The sequence below is a fragment of the Ensifer sp. WSM1721 genome, assembly GCF_000513895.2.
Classification (GTDB): domain Bacteria; phylum Pseudomonadota; class Alphaproteobacteria; order Rhizobiales; family Rhizobiaceae; genus Sinorhizobium.
Genome location: NZ_CP165782.1, coordinates 3,308,992 through 3,322,078, shown reverse-complemented (window position 1 = coordinate 3,322,078; position 13,087 = coordinate 3,308,992). Strand labels below are relative to the sequence as shown.

The following is a 13,087-nucleotide window of genomic DNA, read 5'->3' as shown; positions in this document are numbered from 1 at the left end:
TCGTTATTGCCCCATACCCAGAATTTTGCCGACGGTGAAAATGTCCTTGTCGCCGCGACCGGAGAGATTCATCAGGATGATCTCGTCCTTGCCCATTTTCGGCGCGCGCTTGATGACCTCGGCAATCGCATGCGACGGCTCGAGCGCCGGAATGATGCCTTCGAGCCGCGTCAGCGTCTGGAAGGCTTCGAGCGCCTCGTGGTCCATGATCGGCACATATTCGACCCGGCCTATATCGTTGAGCCAGGCATGTTCCGGACCGATGCCCGGATAATCGAGCCCCGCCGATATAGAGTGGCCTTCCTTGATCTGGCCGTCGCCGTCCTGAAGCAGATAGGTGCGGTTGCCATGCAGCACGCCCGGCGAGCCGGCGGTGATCGAGGCGCAATGCTCGTCGCCATCAAGGCCCTTTCCGCCCGCTTCGACGCCGACGATCCTGACGCTTTCATCATCGAGGAACGGATGAAAAATGCCGATCGCGTTGGAGCCGCCGCCGACGGCCGCAATGACGAGGTCGGGAAGCCGGCCCTCGGCCTCGAGGATCTGCTGCTTGGCCTCCTCACCGATGACCGCCTGGAAGTCACGCACCATTTCCGGATAGGGATGCGGACCGGCGGCCGTGCCGATCAAATAATAGGTGCTCTCGACATTCGTTACCCAATCGCGCAGCGCCTCGTTCATGGCGTCCTTGAGCGTGCCGTTGCCGGCGGTCACCGGCTTCACCTCGGCGCCCAAGAGCTTCATGCGGAAGACGTTCGGCGCCTGCCGTTCGACGTCGGTCGCGCCCATATAGACGACGCAGGGCAGGCCGAAGCGCGCCGCGACGGTGGCAGAGGCGACGCCATGCTGGCCGGCGCCGGTTTCGGCGATGATGCGAGTCTTGCCCATGCGTTTGGCAAGCAGGATCTGGCCGATACAGTTGTTGATCTTATGCGAGCCGGTGTGGTTGAGCTCCTCGCGCTTGAAATAGATCTTCGCGCCGCCGAGTTCGGCCGTCAGACGTTCGGCGAAATAGAGCGGGCTCGGCCGACCGATGTAATGAGCGCCGAGCTTTTCGAGCTCCGCCTTGAAGGCGGGATCGTTCTTGGCCTTGCTCCATTCGTCCTGGAGATCGAGAATCAGCGGCATCAGCGTCTCGGCGACGAAGCGCCCACCGAATATGCCAAAACGGCCGTCCTCATCGGGTCCGGACCTGAAGGAATTCAGTTTAGGCGACTGATTCACGTCTTGCTCCCTGATCGTGGCCGCTCGACTTCCGCCCGGCGAACCGCCTCGAAAAACGCGTCCATGAGTTTCACATCCTTGACACCCGGCGCGCTCTCGACTCCGGAGGATATATCGACGGCACGCGCGCCGGTCAGCGCAAGTGCCTTGCCGATATTGTCTGCATTCAGCCCACCGGAAAGCATGTAATCGACGCCGCCGTCAAGCGCATCGAGCAGCCTCCAGTCGAAGGAGACACCGTTGCCGCCCGGCAGTTCTGAGCCGGCCGGCGGCTTCGCATCCAAGAGAAAGCGGTCGGCGACGCCGACATAGGGATCGATCCGGTCGAGATCGCCGGCTTCGCGGATCGACAGCGCCTTCATGACCGGAAGGCCATAAAGCGCCTTGATCGAAAGCACCCGCTCCGGGCTTTCGGAACCGTGAAGCTGCAAGATATCGGGATTGAGGGCCGAAACGATCTCGTCGAGATCGTCGCTATCCGCGTCGACCGTGACGGCGACGACCTTCGCCCGGCCGCGAACACGTTCGGCGAGGCGGCCGGCATCATCCGGCTCGACGTTGCGGGGGCTCTTGGGAAAGAAAATGAAGCCGATATGGGAAGCACCGAGCGACACGGCGTGCTCCACGGCCTCGGCCGCCTTCAATCCACAAATCTTCACTTCGGTTTTCATGGGAAGCGACCTTGCACGAAATGCCGCGCGAGTCGAGCAAAACCGTTGCTTTGTCTGCCCTGGTACGAAGGAAGAAACCGTTGCGGGGCGGTCTGCGTCTCACCATATGCATTCTACCACATTGGAGAGTACCATGCGTTTGCTGATCGCCCTTGTCCTGCCTTGGCTGCAATTCTTCACCATCGGCCGGCCCTTTGCCGGAATCATCTGCCTTATTCTCCAGATCACGCTTATCGGCTGGATTCCTGCCGCCATCTGGTCTGTCTATGCGTTGAGCCAGTACAAGACCGACCAGAAGATAAAGGCTGCGCTTGACGGGCGCTATCGCGCCTAGAGCGCCGTGCGTCTTTTCAGACGCACAAAGGACGCTGTAGCACTTTGAATGGCTGCATGTTTTTGCCCTTAAATCGGGTACGATTTAAGGAAACATGCAGGAGAGCGGATGAGGAAAGTGCGTGCGGTTTCGCCCGCATCCGCTCATCTACTCGTCAGAGAGCCTAGCCGAAATCGATTGCGTGCAGCATGGTGCCGTTGCGCTTGAGCCAGTGCTTGGCGTCCTTGGTACCCGGGCACAGCCTCTCGCAGAGCGTCCAGAAATCCGGCCCATGGTTCATCTCCTGAAGATGGGCGACCTCGTGCGCCGCGAGGTAGGCAATCACCTTCGGCGGTGCCATGGCGATCCGCCAGGAGAAACTCAGGTCCCCTTCGGCGGAACAGGAGCCCCAGCGGCTGCGAGTATCCTTGAGGCTGAGCGAGCGCGCCCGGCGTCCGATCCTGCCGGCATAGACGGCGACAAGGCGTTCGAGCTCGCCTCGCGCCTCTCTCTTCAGATAGTCGGCGATGCGCCGGCGCAGATGCTCCTCCGCGCCGCCGACCCTCAAGACCGCCTCGTCGTCGACCACAACGGCTTCCGTCAGCCCGCGAAGCCGACCGGTCCTCTCGATGCGATGGGCAACACCGCGGATGAGGATGGTTCCGCCGTGCTCGAGCTCACTCTCGCCCGAGAAGCGCGCGAGCTTCGTCATCAGCCAGCCTTGATGGCGGGTGAGGAATGCGTTGACTTCGCGGTCCGGGAGGCCCGTCGGTATGGTGAGCCTCAGCGCCCGCCCGCCGGGCTCGATGCGCAGCGTCATCCGGGTCGCACGCGCGTTCTGCCGAATGGTCAGGGGAAGGACCTTGCCGGCAACCTCGATGTCACGCCTGACATCGAGAAGCGTTCCACTGCCACGGCTCCGCTTGAGAGAAGGAAACATTTGGCCTTTCTAGCCGATTCGCGGAGCCTTTAGGTAGAGCGGATGCGAGCGGAAACGGAGGACACTTTCCTCATTCCGCTCTGGCAGGTGGCGCCGCGACGTCCGGCGTTCCACGTGAAACGCCGGATGTCGTTCCGTCGGATCAGTGCGCTTCGGCGCCGGGCGCCGGGCCGGGACGGCCGTTCTTGCGCTCGCGCATGAAGCGGTCGAATTCCTCCTGGTCCTTGGCGCGGCGGAGCTCACGCACATAGGCGTCGAATTCCTCGCGCATCTCGTCGAGCTTGCGACGCTCTTCGTCGAGGCGGGCAAGTTCCGCTTCGCGCCAGTCGTCGAAGGCGACATTGCCGGTGCGATGATGGTGGGCCCAGTGCGAGCGATGGTTGCGTCGGAAGCCGGCACACATGCGATTCACTCCGTCGTTGGCGTCCTTCTTGAAAGCCTTCAGCTTGTCACCAAAGAGGATGTAGGCGAGCATTGCCAAGCCCAGTGGCCAGAACACAATGAAGCCGAGCACCATCAACGCAATGGTCGCAGGCGTCCAATCCGGACGGATCAATGCAGATTGGTTCATCTTCAGGATACCTCGCAGTCAGCGGGCCGCCCGTCGCGGCCCGATGAAAACGATGTGGGAAAGCCTCGCGATGTCTGCAAGATGCGCCGGGCGGGAATCGATCAAAGCCTTGACTCTGTGCCGATAAATCGGTGCCGGCCGCGGCCCCGATGAAATCACGGGGAAGCGCAAGGCAGGCGCGGGCGCTCGGCGATCAGGCCGATTTGCCGCCCTTGATGATCTGCTTGACCACCGGCTTCTGATGGCGGCCGTGTTCGCGGTGGAAGGCGACGATGCGCGGCGCGATCTCGCGGCGGAAGCGCGAGCCGTTGAAGACGCCGTAATGACCGACATCCGGCTGCATGTAGTGCATGCGCATGTGCTCCGGGATGTTGGTGCAGATCGTCTGCGCCGCCTTGGTTTGCCCGACGCCGGAAATGTCGTCGTTCTCGCCCTCGACGGTCAGAAGCGCCACCTTACGGATCGCCGACGGATCGACGCGCTTGCCGCGATGCATCATCTCGCCCTTCGGCAGGGCATGCTGCATGAAGACCACCTGCACCGTCTGAAGGTAGAATTCCGCCGTCAGGTCCATGACCGCCAGGTACTCGTCATAAAAGTCGCGATGCTTGTCGGCGGCATCGCCGTCGTTCTTGACGAGGTGGGCGAAGAATTCTTTATGGGCGATCAGGTGCCGGTCGAGGTTCATCGACATGAAACCCGAAAGCTGCAGGAACCCCGGATAGACCATGCGCATGAAGCCGGGCTGCGGCCATGGCACCGGCATGATGACATTGTCGCGGAACCATTCGATCGGCCGCTCCTCCGCGAGTTGGTTGACCGCGGTCGGATTGATGCGGGTGTCGATCGGGCCGCCCATCAGCGTCATCGACGAGGGCGAGAGCGGATCGCCCTCCGCCTCCATCAGCGAGACCGCCGCCAAAACCGGCACCGCCGGCTGGCAGACGCCGATCACATGCGTATCCGGCCCCAGGTGGTGCAGCATCTGGATGACGTAGTCGATATAATCGTCGAGATCGAAGGTCCCCTCGGCGAGGGGAACCATGCGGGCATCGATCCAATCGGTGATGTAGATGTCGGAATGCGGCAGCAGCGCCTCGACCGTGCCGCGCAGCAGCGTCGCGTAGTGGCCGGACATCGGGGCGACGATCAGGACCTTCGGGTCCGGCGCGCGACCCTTGGGCAAAGCGCGCTCGAAATGGATGAGGTTGCAGAAAGGGGCCCGCCAGACGATCTTTTCACGCACCGGCGCCGGCTGCCCGTCGATGATCGTTTCGGGAAGCCCGAATTCCGGCTTGCCGTAGCGCCGCGTAGCCCGCTCGAAGACTTCCAATCCCGCCGCCGCGGCGCGGCCGAAATAGGTGTGGGAAACCGGGTTCATCGGATTGCTGAAGGCGAGCCGCATGGCATCCGCTGCCGTGCGCCACGGAGCCATCATCGCATGGTTCATTTCGTAAAGCTGGTAGAACATGGGACGCGTACCCCTTGTTTCAAATCAATGACAACGCCGCTCCCAGTCGGACGCAAGCCTTGCGAGTGTTTGTCTTGGTGTCCGCAATCGCTGCCAGACTACCACTTTTCTTGTGCGGTGCAACAAAAACACCCCTCACTTTTCAGGGAAGGCCGCCCCGCAGTGAATCATATTACTAATATACTGAGATAACATTGCGCATAGCTGTCGCGCTATGACGTTCGTACCTCAGGCGGCGGAAATTCTCTAAAAGCGGGCGACCGTCCCCAGAAATATCGTGCCCGCGACTGCCTTGCTCGGATGGAAGGGCTCGATGCGCAGGATTGCGAAGTCACGCAGCGGGTAAGGGCTGCTCACGCACTGCCCACGGTGATGACAGCCTTGACGAGCCCGCTCTTGTCATGAGCCCAGCGCGGCAGGTCGCGCACGGCCCCTTCGAGCGTCGTCCTGTGCGTCACGAGCGCCTCGACCGGCACCAGCCCCTCGGCGATCGATGCGATGACGTGGTCGAAATCCTCGCGCGTCGCATTGCGGCTGGCGACAAGCGTCATCTCCCGCTTGTGAAACTCCGGATCGGAAAAGCGGATCGCGTCCTTGACGACGCTTACGAACACCAGCGTACCGCCATGGGCGACATGGGCGAAGGAGCGCTCCATCGACGCGGCGTTGCCCGTGGCGTCGAAGACGACGTCGAAACCCTCGCCGTCCGTCGCCCTCGCAATCGCCTCTGCGGCTTCCCCGTCGGCAAGAATGCCGGGCGCGAAGCCAAGCGCATCGGTGCCGAAGGCCAAGCGCTCGGCGCTTGTGTCCAGAAGCCTCACCTCGTGGCCGGCGATCCGCGAAAAGATGGCCGTTCCGAGCCCGATCGGCCCGGCGCCGATAACAAGCGACCGGGCGCCCCTCACGACCCTCGAGCGCCGCACCGCATGGGCGCCGATCGCCAGAAACTCCACCGTGGCGGCAGCCTCGGGCGACAGGCTCCCAGCCGGATAGAGGTTCTGCTCCGGCATGACGATCTCCTCGCAGAACGCCCCGTCGGTGTGAACGCCCAAAACCCGGATCGCCGTGCAGCAATTGGGCTTGCCGTTGCGGCAGGCGACGCAGGTTCCGCAGGAGAGATAGGGATTGATGACCACCAGCGTGCCCGGCGCGAGCCGGGTGCCCGGACCGCCCTCGATCACCGTCGCCGAGATCTCGTGGCCCATGACGCGGGGATATTCGAGGAAGGGGTGCTTGCCCTCGAAGATGTGATAGTCGGTACCGCAAATGCCGACCCGGCTTACGGCGAGCCGGACCCAGCCCGACGCCGGCGCCTCCGGCCTTTTGCGGGAGACGATTTCGAGGCGACCGGGCTCTGGGCAGACGACAGTCTTCATGCGGGTTTCCGAAGTTTCATCATGATTGGCCACGGCTGCGAGTCGGTCAACGCGATCCGCGCCGGCGGAGTTGGTCGAAATAGACGATGACGATGATCAGCAGGCCGGTGATGATACGTTGCCAGAACGAATTGACGTTCAAGAGGTTGGCGCCGTTGTTGATCGTCGCGAGGATGAAAGCGCCGAGGAGCGGCCCGTGGACTGAGCCGACGGCGCCGAAGAGGCTCGTGCCGCCGATGACCGACGAGGCGATCGCCTGCAGCTCCCAGCCTTCGGCCTGCGTGGCGTTGCCGATGCCGATGCGCGAGGCGAGCAGCAGCCCGACAAAGGCGGCGCAGGTCGAGGACAGAATATAGGCGAGATAGATCGTGCGGTTGACGTTGACGCCGGAAAGGCGGGCCGCCTCGCTGTTGGAGCCGACTGCGAAGAGATAGCGCCCAAAACGACTTAGATGCAAGAAGACATAGGCGGGAACCGCAATCACGATCACCATCCAAAAGAGGCTCGGGACCCCGAGGAAATCGGCGCGCGAGAAATTGGTAAAGGCCTCGTTGGTGATCGAGATGGTCGAGCCGTTGGTGATCAGGAGGCCGATGCCGCGCAAGGATGTCAGCGTCGCGAGCGTGATGATGAAGGGCGGCAGCCCCATGCGCACGATGCCGAAGGCATGAAAGGCACCGATCAGCACGCCGATCGCGAGCGTCGCAATGAGCGCGAGCCAGAGCGGCACGCCGGCGGCAAGCAGCCAAGCGACGATGACGCTGGTGAATCCGACGACTGCACCGACCGAGAGATCGATGCCTGCGGTGATGATCACGAAGGTCTGGCCGACAGCAAGGATGGCGGTCATCGCCCCCTGCCGCAAGAGGTTGCTGATGTTGTTCGGGGTCCAGAAGCTATTGGTCGAGAGACCCAGAAGCAGCCAGAGGAAGAGAAGCAGCCCGAGGAGCGTAAGCCCGAACAGGATGCTAATGCCTCGCTTCGGTGTCGGTCCCGCAGTGCTTTCTACCGTTTCCACACTCATAGCTTCCTCCCTGCAGTCCTTTTCCTCTTACAGCGTCGTGCATCTTTTCAGACGCACAAAGGACGCCGCTTACGCGTTGATCGCCTGCGCCAGCACTTCCTCATGGCTTGCGGCGCGGTGGTCATGGCTCGCGACCAGCCGCCCCTGCCGAAACACGTGCAGGCGATCGGCGAGTTCGTAGACCTCCGGCAGATAGGAGGAGATCAGGATGATCCCGGCGCCCTTTTCCAGGAGCCGTGCGAACAGCCGGTAGATTTCCGCCTTGGTGCCGACATCGACGCCGACAGTCGGCTCGTCGAAGATGAAGAGCTTCGCGCCGTGACTGAGCCATCTGCCGATGACGATCTTCTGCTGATTGCCGCCCGACATGGCGGAGGCAAGCACCCGCCGCGACGGCGTCTTGATCTTCAGTTCACGGATCTGGCGGTCGGCGTTGGCCGCCTCCGCTGCACGGTTGATCGTCAAGCCGCGCGTCAGCCTGCGGAAGACCGGCAGGTTGATATTGAGGCCGATCGGCAGGTTGAGGCAGAGGCCCTGATCACGGCGGCTTTCCGGCGCGAGCGCGATCCCGAGTTCCATTGCCTTGCGCTCGTTGCCGATCTCGACCTTGCGGCCCTGCCAGTAGACTTCTCCGGCGGTGAGCGGCTGGCGCCCATAGAGCCCGAGTGCGAATTCGCTGCGTCCGGCGCCGATCAGACCGTAAAGGCCAACGATCTCGCCGGCCCGCACGGAAAGCGATATGTCGGTGAATCCCGGCCCCGAGAGGCCCCGGGTCTCGACGATCGTCTCGCCGAGCGGAAAATGCTCCTTGTGATAGATCTGCTCGATCGTGCGGTTGATCATCAGGGCGATCAGTTCGGCCTCGTTCGTCTCCGAAACCGCGCGCGTGCCGACATGGGTGCCGTCGCGCAGCACCGACACGCGGTCTGCGAGCTCGAAGACTTCCTCCAGCCGGTGACTGATATAGACGATGGTCACGCCTTCGCCCTGCAGCCGGCGAATGAGGCGGAAAAGCTGCGCGGATTCCTGCCGCGTCAGATAGGCCGTCGGCTCGTCGAAGATCAGGAACCGGGTGCCGCGCATGGCTGCGCGCGCGGTTGCGACGAGCTGCTGCTGGCCGATCGTCAGGCTGCCGAGGGTCGCATTGGCCGGCAGGTTGAAACCGAGGTCGTCGAGGACACCCTGAGCGGCATCGGTCATGGCACGCTTGCGCATGAGGCCGCGACGGTTCATCTCGTCGCCGAGGAACATGTTGGCGGCAACGCTCAGGTGCGGGCAGAGCACCACCTCCTGATGCACGGCATTGATGCCGCGAGCGATCGCTTCGTTGGGGGTCGCAAGCAGGACGGAATCGCCGCACCAGAGCACTTCGCCCGCTGTCCGCGGAATAACGCCAGTCAGAAGCTTGATCAGCGTAGATTTGCCGGCCCCGTTTTCGCCGACGATCGCGTGGATTTCGCCCGAGAGAAAGGTGACGGTCGCGGGTTTCAGGGCTTCGACGGTGCCGTAGTTCTTCTGGAGGCCGCGCAATTCCAGGATCGGCTCGCCCCTCGGAACGGGACGACCGCTGACCGCCTTCACCTCGGCCTCGTGCCGGCGTGCGACCTCTTGAAGTCCTGTCGTCATGACCTCCTCCTCTCATTCGGAGTGCGGCGGCCGGCCTCTCAAGCCGATCGCCGCATCCAAGAAAGCACCGTGGCGCCAGACGAGACGCCACGCTCTTCGCGGTTCAGTTCACCTTCGGGTTCAAGAGCGCGTCGATCTTCGGATCGGACATGTTGGCCTTGGTGACCAGGTTCGCGCCGGTGTCGACATTCGCCTCGACCTTCTCGCCCTTGGAAACGGCAAGCGCCGTCTTTATGCCATCATAGCCCATGCGATAGGGATCTTGCACGACCAGACCGGCGATCACGCCTTCCTTCAGGAAGCCGACGGTCTTTTCGTCACTGTCGAAGCCGATGACCTTGATCTTGTCGCCGAGCTTGTTTTCGGCGATCGCCTGGCCGACGCCCTGCGCCATGATCAGGTTGGAGGCGAAAACGCCGACGAGATTGGGATTGGCCGTGATCAGGTCGGTCATGATGTTGAGGCCGGTCGTCGCCTGCCCGTCTGCATATTTATCGGCAACGACCTTGAGGCCCGGATATTTCGTCTTGATCTGATCGAGGAAACCTTCGCGACGCTGATCGAGCGATCCGACGCCGGGCAGGTTGGTGATGATCGCGACTTCACCCTCTTCCTTGCCGGTCGCTTCCTTGATCGCCGCGGCGAGGCCATCGGCGGCGATGCGACCGCCCTGGACGTTGTCCGTCGTCAGGAACGACGAGAAGGCCTTCGAATCGGCGGCGGAGTCGATGCCGATGATCGGCACGGACTTTGCCGCCTCGTCGATCGGCTTGCCGAGCGCCTTGAATTCAGTCGGGGCGATCACGACCGCTGCCGGTGCGCCGGCGACCGCATTTTCAAGGATGCTGATCTGGCCGTTGATGTCGGATTCGGCTTGCGCGCCGAGCTCCGGTACGTTGACGCCGAGGTCCTGGCCGGCCTTGCGGGCGCCCGCAAGCACAATCTGCCAGAAGAAGGAAGTGGTGTCCTTGACGATGATCGGGATGGTGACGTCCTGTGCGAAAGACGGCACGGGCGCCATGGCGGCGACAAATGCGGCGCCGGCCAGGGCGTTGAAGGCACGGCGTGAAAGAATGCGCTTGGCTATGCTCATCAGGTTTCTCCTCTCAGTTACACCTCGTTCCGTTTATCGAGACCGATCCGCCAGGTGCATGCGGCCCGGTCCTTTATAAAGAGACCCTCCCCGCCATCGCGGCAGGAAGCATCACACTCTCACGGCCTCCGCTCCAAGCTCAGGCGCGACCAGCGTATAAGGTTCGAAGGCGGCGAGGTCCTCGGCCGTGATCTTCCGTCCGGTGAGTTCCATATTCCGATTCAGGCTTTCCGGTTTGGCGGTGCCGAGCAGGACGGAAGCGACCTGGGGATTGGCAAGCGGGAACTGCAGCGCCGGCGCCGCGAGCGGCATGCCGCGCTCCTGCGCAATCCGTTCCATCGCCGCCACCTTCGCCCTGACTTCCTCCGTCGCCGGCATATAGTCGAAATGCGCGCCCTCCACCGGACCGGTGGCGAGAATGCCGGAATTGAACACGCCGCCGATCACGAGCGACGTCCGCTTCTTCTCGCAGAGCGGCAGGAGTTCGGCGACGGCGGACCGGTCGAGGAGCGTGTAGCGGCCGGCAAGCAGGATACAGTCGATGTCGGCGTGCCGCATCACCTCGAGGCAGACTGGCACTTCATTGACGCCAGGCCCATAGGCCGAGATGACGCCGCCCGATTTCAGCTCCTCCAGCGCCTTCAGGCCGGAGTCCAGGAGTTGCCGCAGGTATACCGCATTCTTCGCGGTGCCATGGGTATAGCCGCCGATATCGTGGACATAGAGGATGTCGATGCGGTTGAGGCCGAGGCGGGCGTAGCTCATCTCCACCGACCGCATGATCGCATCATAGCTGTAATCGTAGGTGACGTCGAAATTCAGCGGCTTGACATAGGAGTAGTCCGGAACCTTATCCTGCGGCACAGGCTGCAGCAGCCGACCGACCTTCGTCGACAGCACGAAGCTCTCGCGCGGCTTGTCGCGCAGGAAGTCGCCAACCCGCCGCTCGGCGAGCCCGAGCCCATAAAAGGGCGCCGTGTCGAAATAGCGGATACCCGCGTCCCAGGCGGCCTCGAGCGTCGTCATCGCCGCTTCGCGGGTGCATTCGCGATAGAGGCCGCCGAGCGGAGCGGTGCCGAAGCTGTATTCGGTCACGGCAAGATCGGTCCGGCCTATCTTTCTCGTCTGCATTCCTTGTCTCCTCCCTCCAAGGATGCGCCTTTCTTACATGCTCAGTTCCGAGCGGAGTTTGCCCCTCGCTCGCTTAAAGCGTCGCCCCCAGATGCCAGGGCACGAACTCGTTGTCGCCGTAGCCGAAAAGTTCGCTCTTGGTCTTGCGACCGGAGGCGGTGGCGATGATGAGTTCGAAAATCTCGCGGCCGAGACCGGCGATCGTCGCCTCGCCCGAGGCGATGACGCCGCAATCGATGTCCATGTCTTCCTCCATTGCCCGATAAAGCGCCGTGTTGCTGGTGAGCTTGATCGACGGTGCCGGGCGACAGCCGAAACAGCTTCCGCGCCCGGTCGTGAACGCGATGACGTTTGCTCCTCCGGCAACCTGACCCGTCGCCGAGACCGGATCGTAACCCGGCGTATCCATGAAGACCAGGCCGCTCTCGGTCACCCGTTCGGCGTAGTTGTAGACAGCTGTCAACGGTGAACGGCCGCCCTTGGCCACCGCGCCCAGCGATTTTTCGAGGATCGTTGTCAGGCCTCCGCGCTTGTTGCCCGGCGAAGGATTGTTGTCGAGCGAGGCGCCATGCAACGCAACATAGCTCTCCCACCAGGAGATCAGCTCATCGAGCCTTGCCGCCACCTCGCCGTTGACGGCGCGACTGCGCAACAGATGCTCCGCACCATAAATCTCGGAGGTCTCCGAAAGAATCGCGGTGCCGCCGGCGCCAGCGAGGATATCGACGGCGGCGCCGAGCGCCGGGTTGGCCGTGACACCGGAGAGGCCGTCCGAGCCCCCGCATTGCAGTCCGACGATGATCTCGCTGACCGGTATCGGCACGCGGCGGGCGGTGGACACTTCCGCCGCGATTTCCTCGAGAACGCCGAGCGCGCGCTCGACCGAGCGGCGGGAGCCACCCGCCTCCTGAATGTTGAAATGCCGCTTCTCCGCGCCCGCGCCGCTCTGACCGTAAAGCGTCAACTGGTTGACCTCGCAGCCGAGCCCGACCATCAGCACGCCGCCGAAATTGGCGTGCCGGGCGTAGCCGGCAAGCGTACGGTGCAGATTTTTCATGCCGTCGCCGGTGGACGACATGCCGCAGCCCTGGTCATGCACGATCGGTACGAAACCGTCGATACCTTCATATCTCGGCAGGATGCGGCGGTTAGCCTCGTCGGCGATCGCCCGACAGACGGTGGTGGAACAGTTCACGCTGGCGATGATGCCGATGTAGTTGCGCGTCGCGGCCCGACCGTCGGCCCGGCGATAACCGAGGAAGGTGCGCGCCTTGTCGGCCTCGCTCGCCGCCTCCGGCGCAACGGGGGCCCCAATGGAGAGCCGGTCCTGGTCGAAGGCGAGGTTGTGCGAATGAACGTGCTCGCCGGGAGCGATGTCGCACGTGGCGCGGCCGATCGCCTGGCCGTATTTCACCACCGGCTCGCCCGACTTGATCGATCTGATCGCCGCCTTGTGGCCAGCATCGATCCTTGCCGCCGCCGGCACGCCGCCGGCCAGCATTTCGCCGGGCGCGATCGCAGCAGTGGCGACGACGACATTGTCTTCCGGCGAAAGAAGGATCGAAGACGGTGCGGGCAATCTCTGGCTCCAGAACGGCTTTCGTGTTGACGACACGTATCCTGTTTTGTCTTTTATCTACAATAGAC

General features: G+C 63.0%; 12 protein-coding genes. 1 reads left to right on the top strand and 11 read right to left on the bottom strand.

Annotated elements, in window-relative coordinates:
• Positions 1-3 precede the first annotated feature (3 nt).
• Positions 4-1,224 carry a tryptophan synthase subunit beta gene (gene trpB, locus M728_RS16000; RefSeq protein ID WP_026619457.1) on the bottom strand — a complete coding sequence of 407 codons (1,221 nt, stop codon included), beginning with the start codon at positions 1,222-1,224 and terminating at the stop codon, positions 4-6.
• Positions 1,221-1,895 carry a phosphoribosylanthranilate isomerase gene (locus M728_RS15995; RefSeq protein WP_026619458.1) on the bottom strand — a complete coding sequence of 225 codons (675 nt, stop codon included), beginning with the start codon at positions 1,893-1,895 and terminating at the stop codon, positions 1,221-1,223. The genes trpB and M728_RS15995 overlap by 4 nt, the downstream gene beginning before the upstream one ends.
• 133 nt (positions 1,896-2,028) lie before the next feature.
• Here M728_RS15995 and M728_RS15990 point away from each other — a divergent pair, with 133 nt between their 5' ends.
• Positions 2,029-2,229, top strand: a complete 201-nt coding sequence (locus M728_RS15990) for a YqaE/Pmp3 family membrane protein (RefSeq protein WP_026619459.1) — start codon at positions 2,029-2,031, stop codon at positions 2,227-2,229.
• Positions 2,230-2,392: 163 nt separating this feature from the next.
• Here the strand turns inward: M728_RS15990 and M728_RS15985 are convergent, their stop codons facing one another.
• The 9 genes from M728_RS15985 to M728_RS15945 form a co-directional block, all read right to left on the bottom strand.
• Positions 2,393-3,148: a M48 family metallopeptidase gene (locus M728_RS15985; protein WP_026619460.1), complete on the bottom strand. Its 756-nt coding sequence runs from the start codon at positions 3,146-3,148 to the stop codon at positions 2,393-2,395.
• 142 nt (positions 3,149-3,290) lie between these two features.
• The gene (locus M728_RS15980) at positions 3,291-3,719 is read right to left on the bottom strand and encodes a DUF2852 domain-containing protein (RefSeq protein WP_026619461.1); all 429 of its coding nucleotides are present in this window, start codon (positions 3,717-3,719) and stop codon (positions 3,291-3,293) included.
• Positions 3,720-3,912: 193 nt separating this feature from the next.
• Positions 3,913-5,190 carry a polyhydroxyalkanoate depolymerase gene (phaZ, locus tag M728_RS15975; RefSeq protein WP_026619462.1) on the bottom strand — a complete coding sequence of 426 codons (1,278 nt, stop codon included), beginning with the start codon at positions 5,188-5,190 and terminating at the stop codon, positions 3,913-3,915.
• 353 nt (positions 5,191-5,543) lie between these two features.
• A complete protein-coding gene (locus M728_RS15970; RefSeq protein ID WP_026619463.1) occupies positions 5,544-6,566 on the bottom strand; it encodes a zinc-binding alcohol dehydrogenase family protein in 1,023 nt (340 codons plus the stop codon).
• 46 nt (positions 6,567-6,612) lie between these two features.
• Positions 6,613-7,590 (bottom strand): ABC transporter permease, encoded by a 978-nt coding sequence (locus M728_RS15965; RefSeq protein WP_026619464.1) that lies wholly within the window; start codon positions 7,588-7,590, stop codon positions 6,613-6,615.
• A 69-nt stretch (positions 7,591-7,659) separates the two neighbouring features.
• On the bottom strand, positions 7,660-9,216 hold the full coding sequence (locus M728_RS15960; RefSeq protein WP_026619465.1) for a sugar ABC transporter ATP-binding protein: 1,557 nt from the start codon (positions 9,214-9,216) through the stop codon (positions 7,660-7,662).
• 103 nt (positions 9,217-9,319) lie between these two features.
• Complete coding sequence (locus M728_RS15955) at positions 9,320-10,309, bottom strand: ABC transporter substrate-binding protein (RefSeq protein ID WP_026619466.1); 990 nt, start codon at positions 10,307-10,309, stop codon at positions 9,320-9,322.
• A gap of 111 nt (positions 10,310-10,420) precedes the next feature.
• Positions 10,421-11,440: an aldo/keto reductase gene (locus tag M728_RS15950; RefSeq protein ID WP_026619467.1), complete on the bottom strand. Its 1,020-nt coding sequence runs from the start codon at positions 11,438-11,440 to the stop codon at positions 10,421-10,423.
• Between the two features lie 73 nt (positions 11,441-11,513).
• Complete coding sequence (locus M728_RS15945; RefSeq protein WP_026619468.1) at positions 11,514-13,019, bottom strand: UxaA family hydrolase; 1,506 nt, start codon at positions 13,017-13,019, stop codon at positions 11,514-11,516.
• Positions 13,020-13,087: the final 68 nt, after the last annotated feature.

Excerpts from the sequence above, each read along its gene's own strand:
- M728_RS15985 (WP_026619460.1), bottom strand. The coding sequence starts at position 3,148 with ATGTTTCCTTCTCTCAAGCGGAGCCGTGGCAGTGGAACGCTTCTCGAT.
- M728_RS15990 (WP_026619459.1), top strand. The coding sequence starts at position 2,029 with ATGCGTTTGCTGATCGCCCTTGTCCTGCCTTGGCTGCAATTCTTCACC.
- M728_RS15955 (WP_026619466.1), bottom strand. The coding sequence starts at position 10,309 with ATGAGCATAGCCAAGCGCATTCTTTCACGCCGTGCCTTCAACGCCCTG.
- M728_RS15965 (WP_026619464.1), bottom strand. The coding sequence starts at position 7,590 with ATGAGTGTGGAAACGGTAGAAAGCACTGCGGGACCGACACCGAAGCGA.
- M728_RS15950 (WP_026619467.1), bottom strand. The coding sequence starts at position 11,440 with ATGCAGACGAGAAAGATAGGCCGGACCGATCTTGCCGTGACCGAATAC.
- M728_RS15960 (WP_026619465.1), bottom strand. The coding sequence starts at position 9,216 with ATGACGACAGGACTTCAAGAGGTCGCACGCCGGCACGAGGCCGAGGTG.
- M728_RS15995 (WP_026619458.1), bottom strand. The coding sequence starts at position 1,895 with ATGAAAACCGAAGTGAAGATTTGTGGATTGAAGGCGGCCGAGGCCGTG.
- phaZ (WP_026619462.1), bottom strand. The coding sequence starts at position 5,190 with ATGTTCTACCAGCTTTACGAAATGAACCATGCGATGATGGCTCCGTGG.
- M728_RS15970 (WP_026619463.1), bottom strand. The coding sequence starts at position 6,566 with ATGAAGACTGTCGTCTGCCCAGAGCCCGGTCGCCTCGAAATCGTCTCC.
- M728_RS15980 (WP_026619461.1), bottom strand. The coding sequence starts at position 3,719 with ATGAACCAATCTGCATTGATCCGTCCGGATTGGACGCCTGCGACCATT.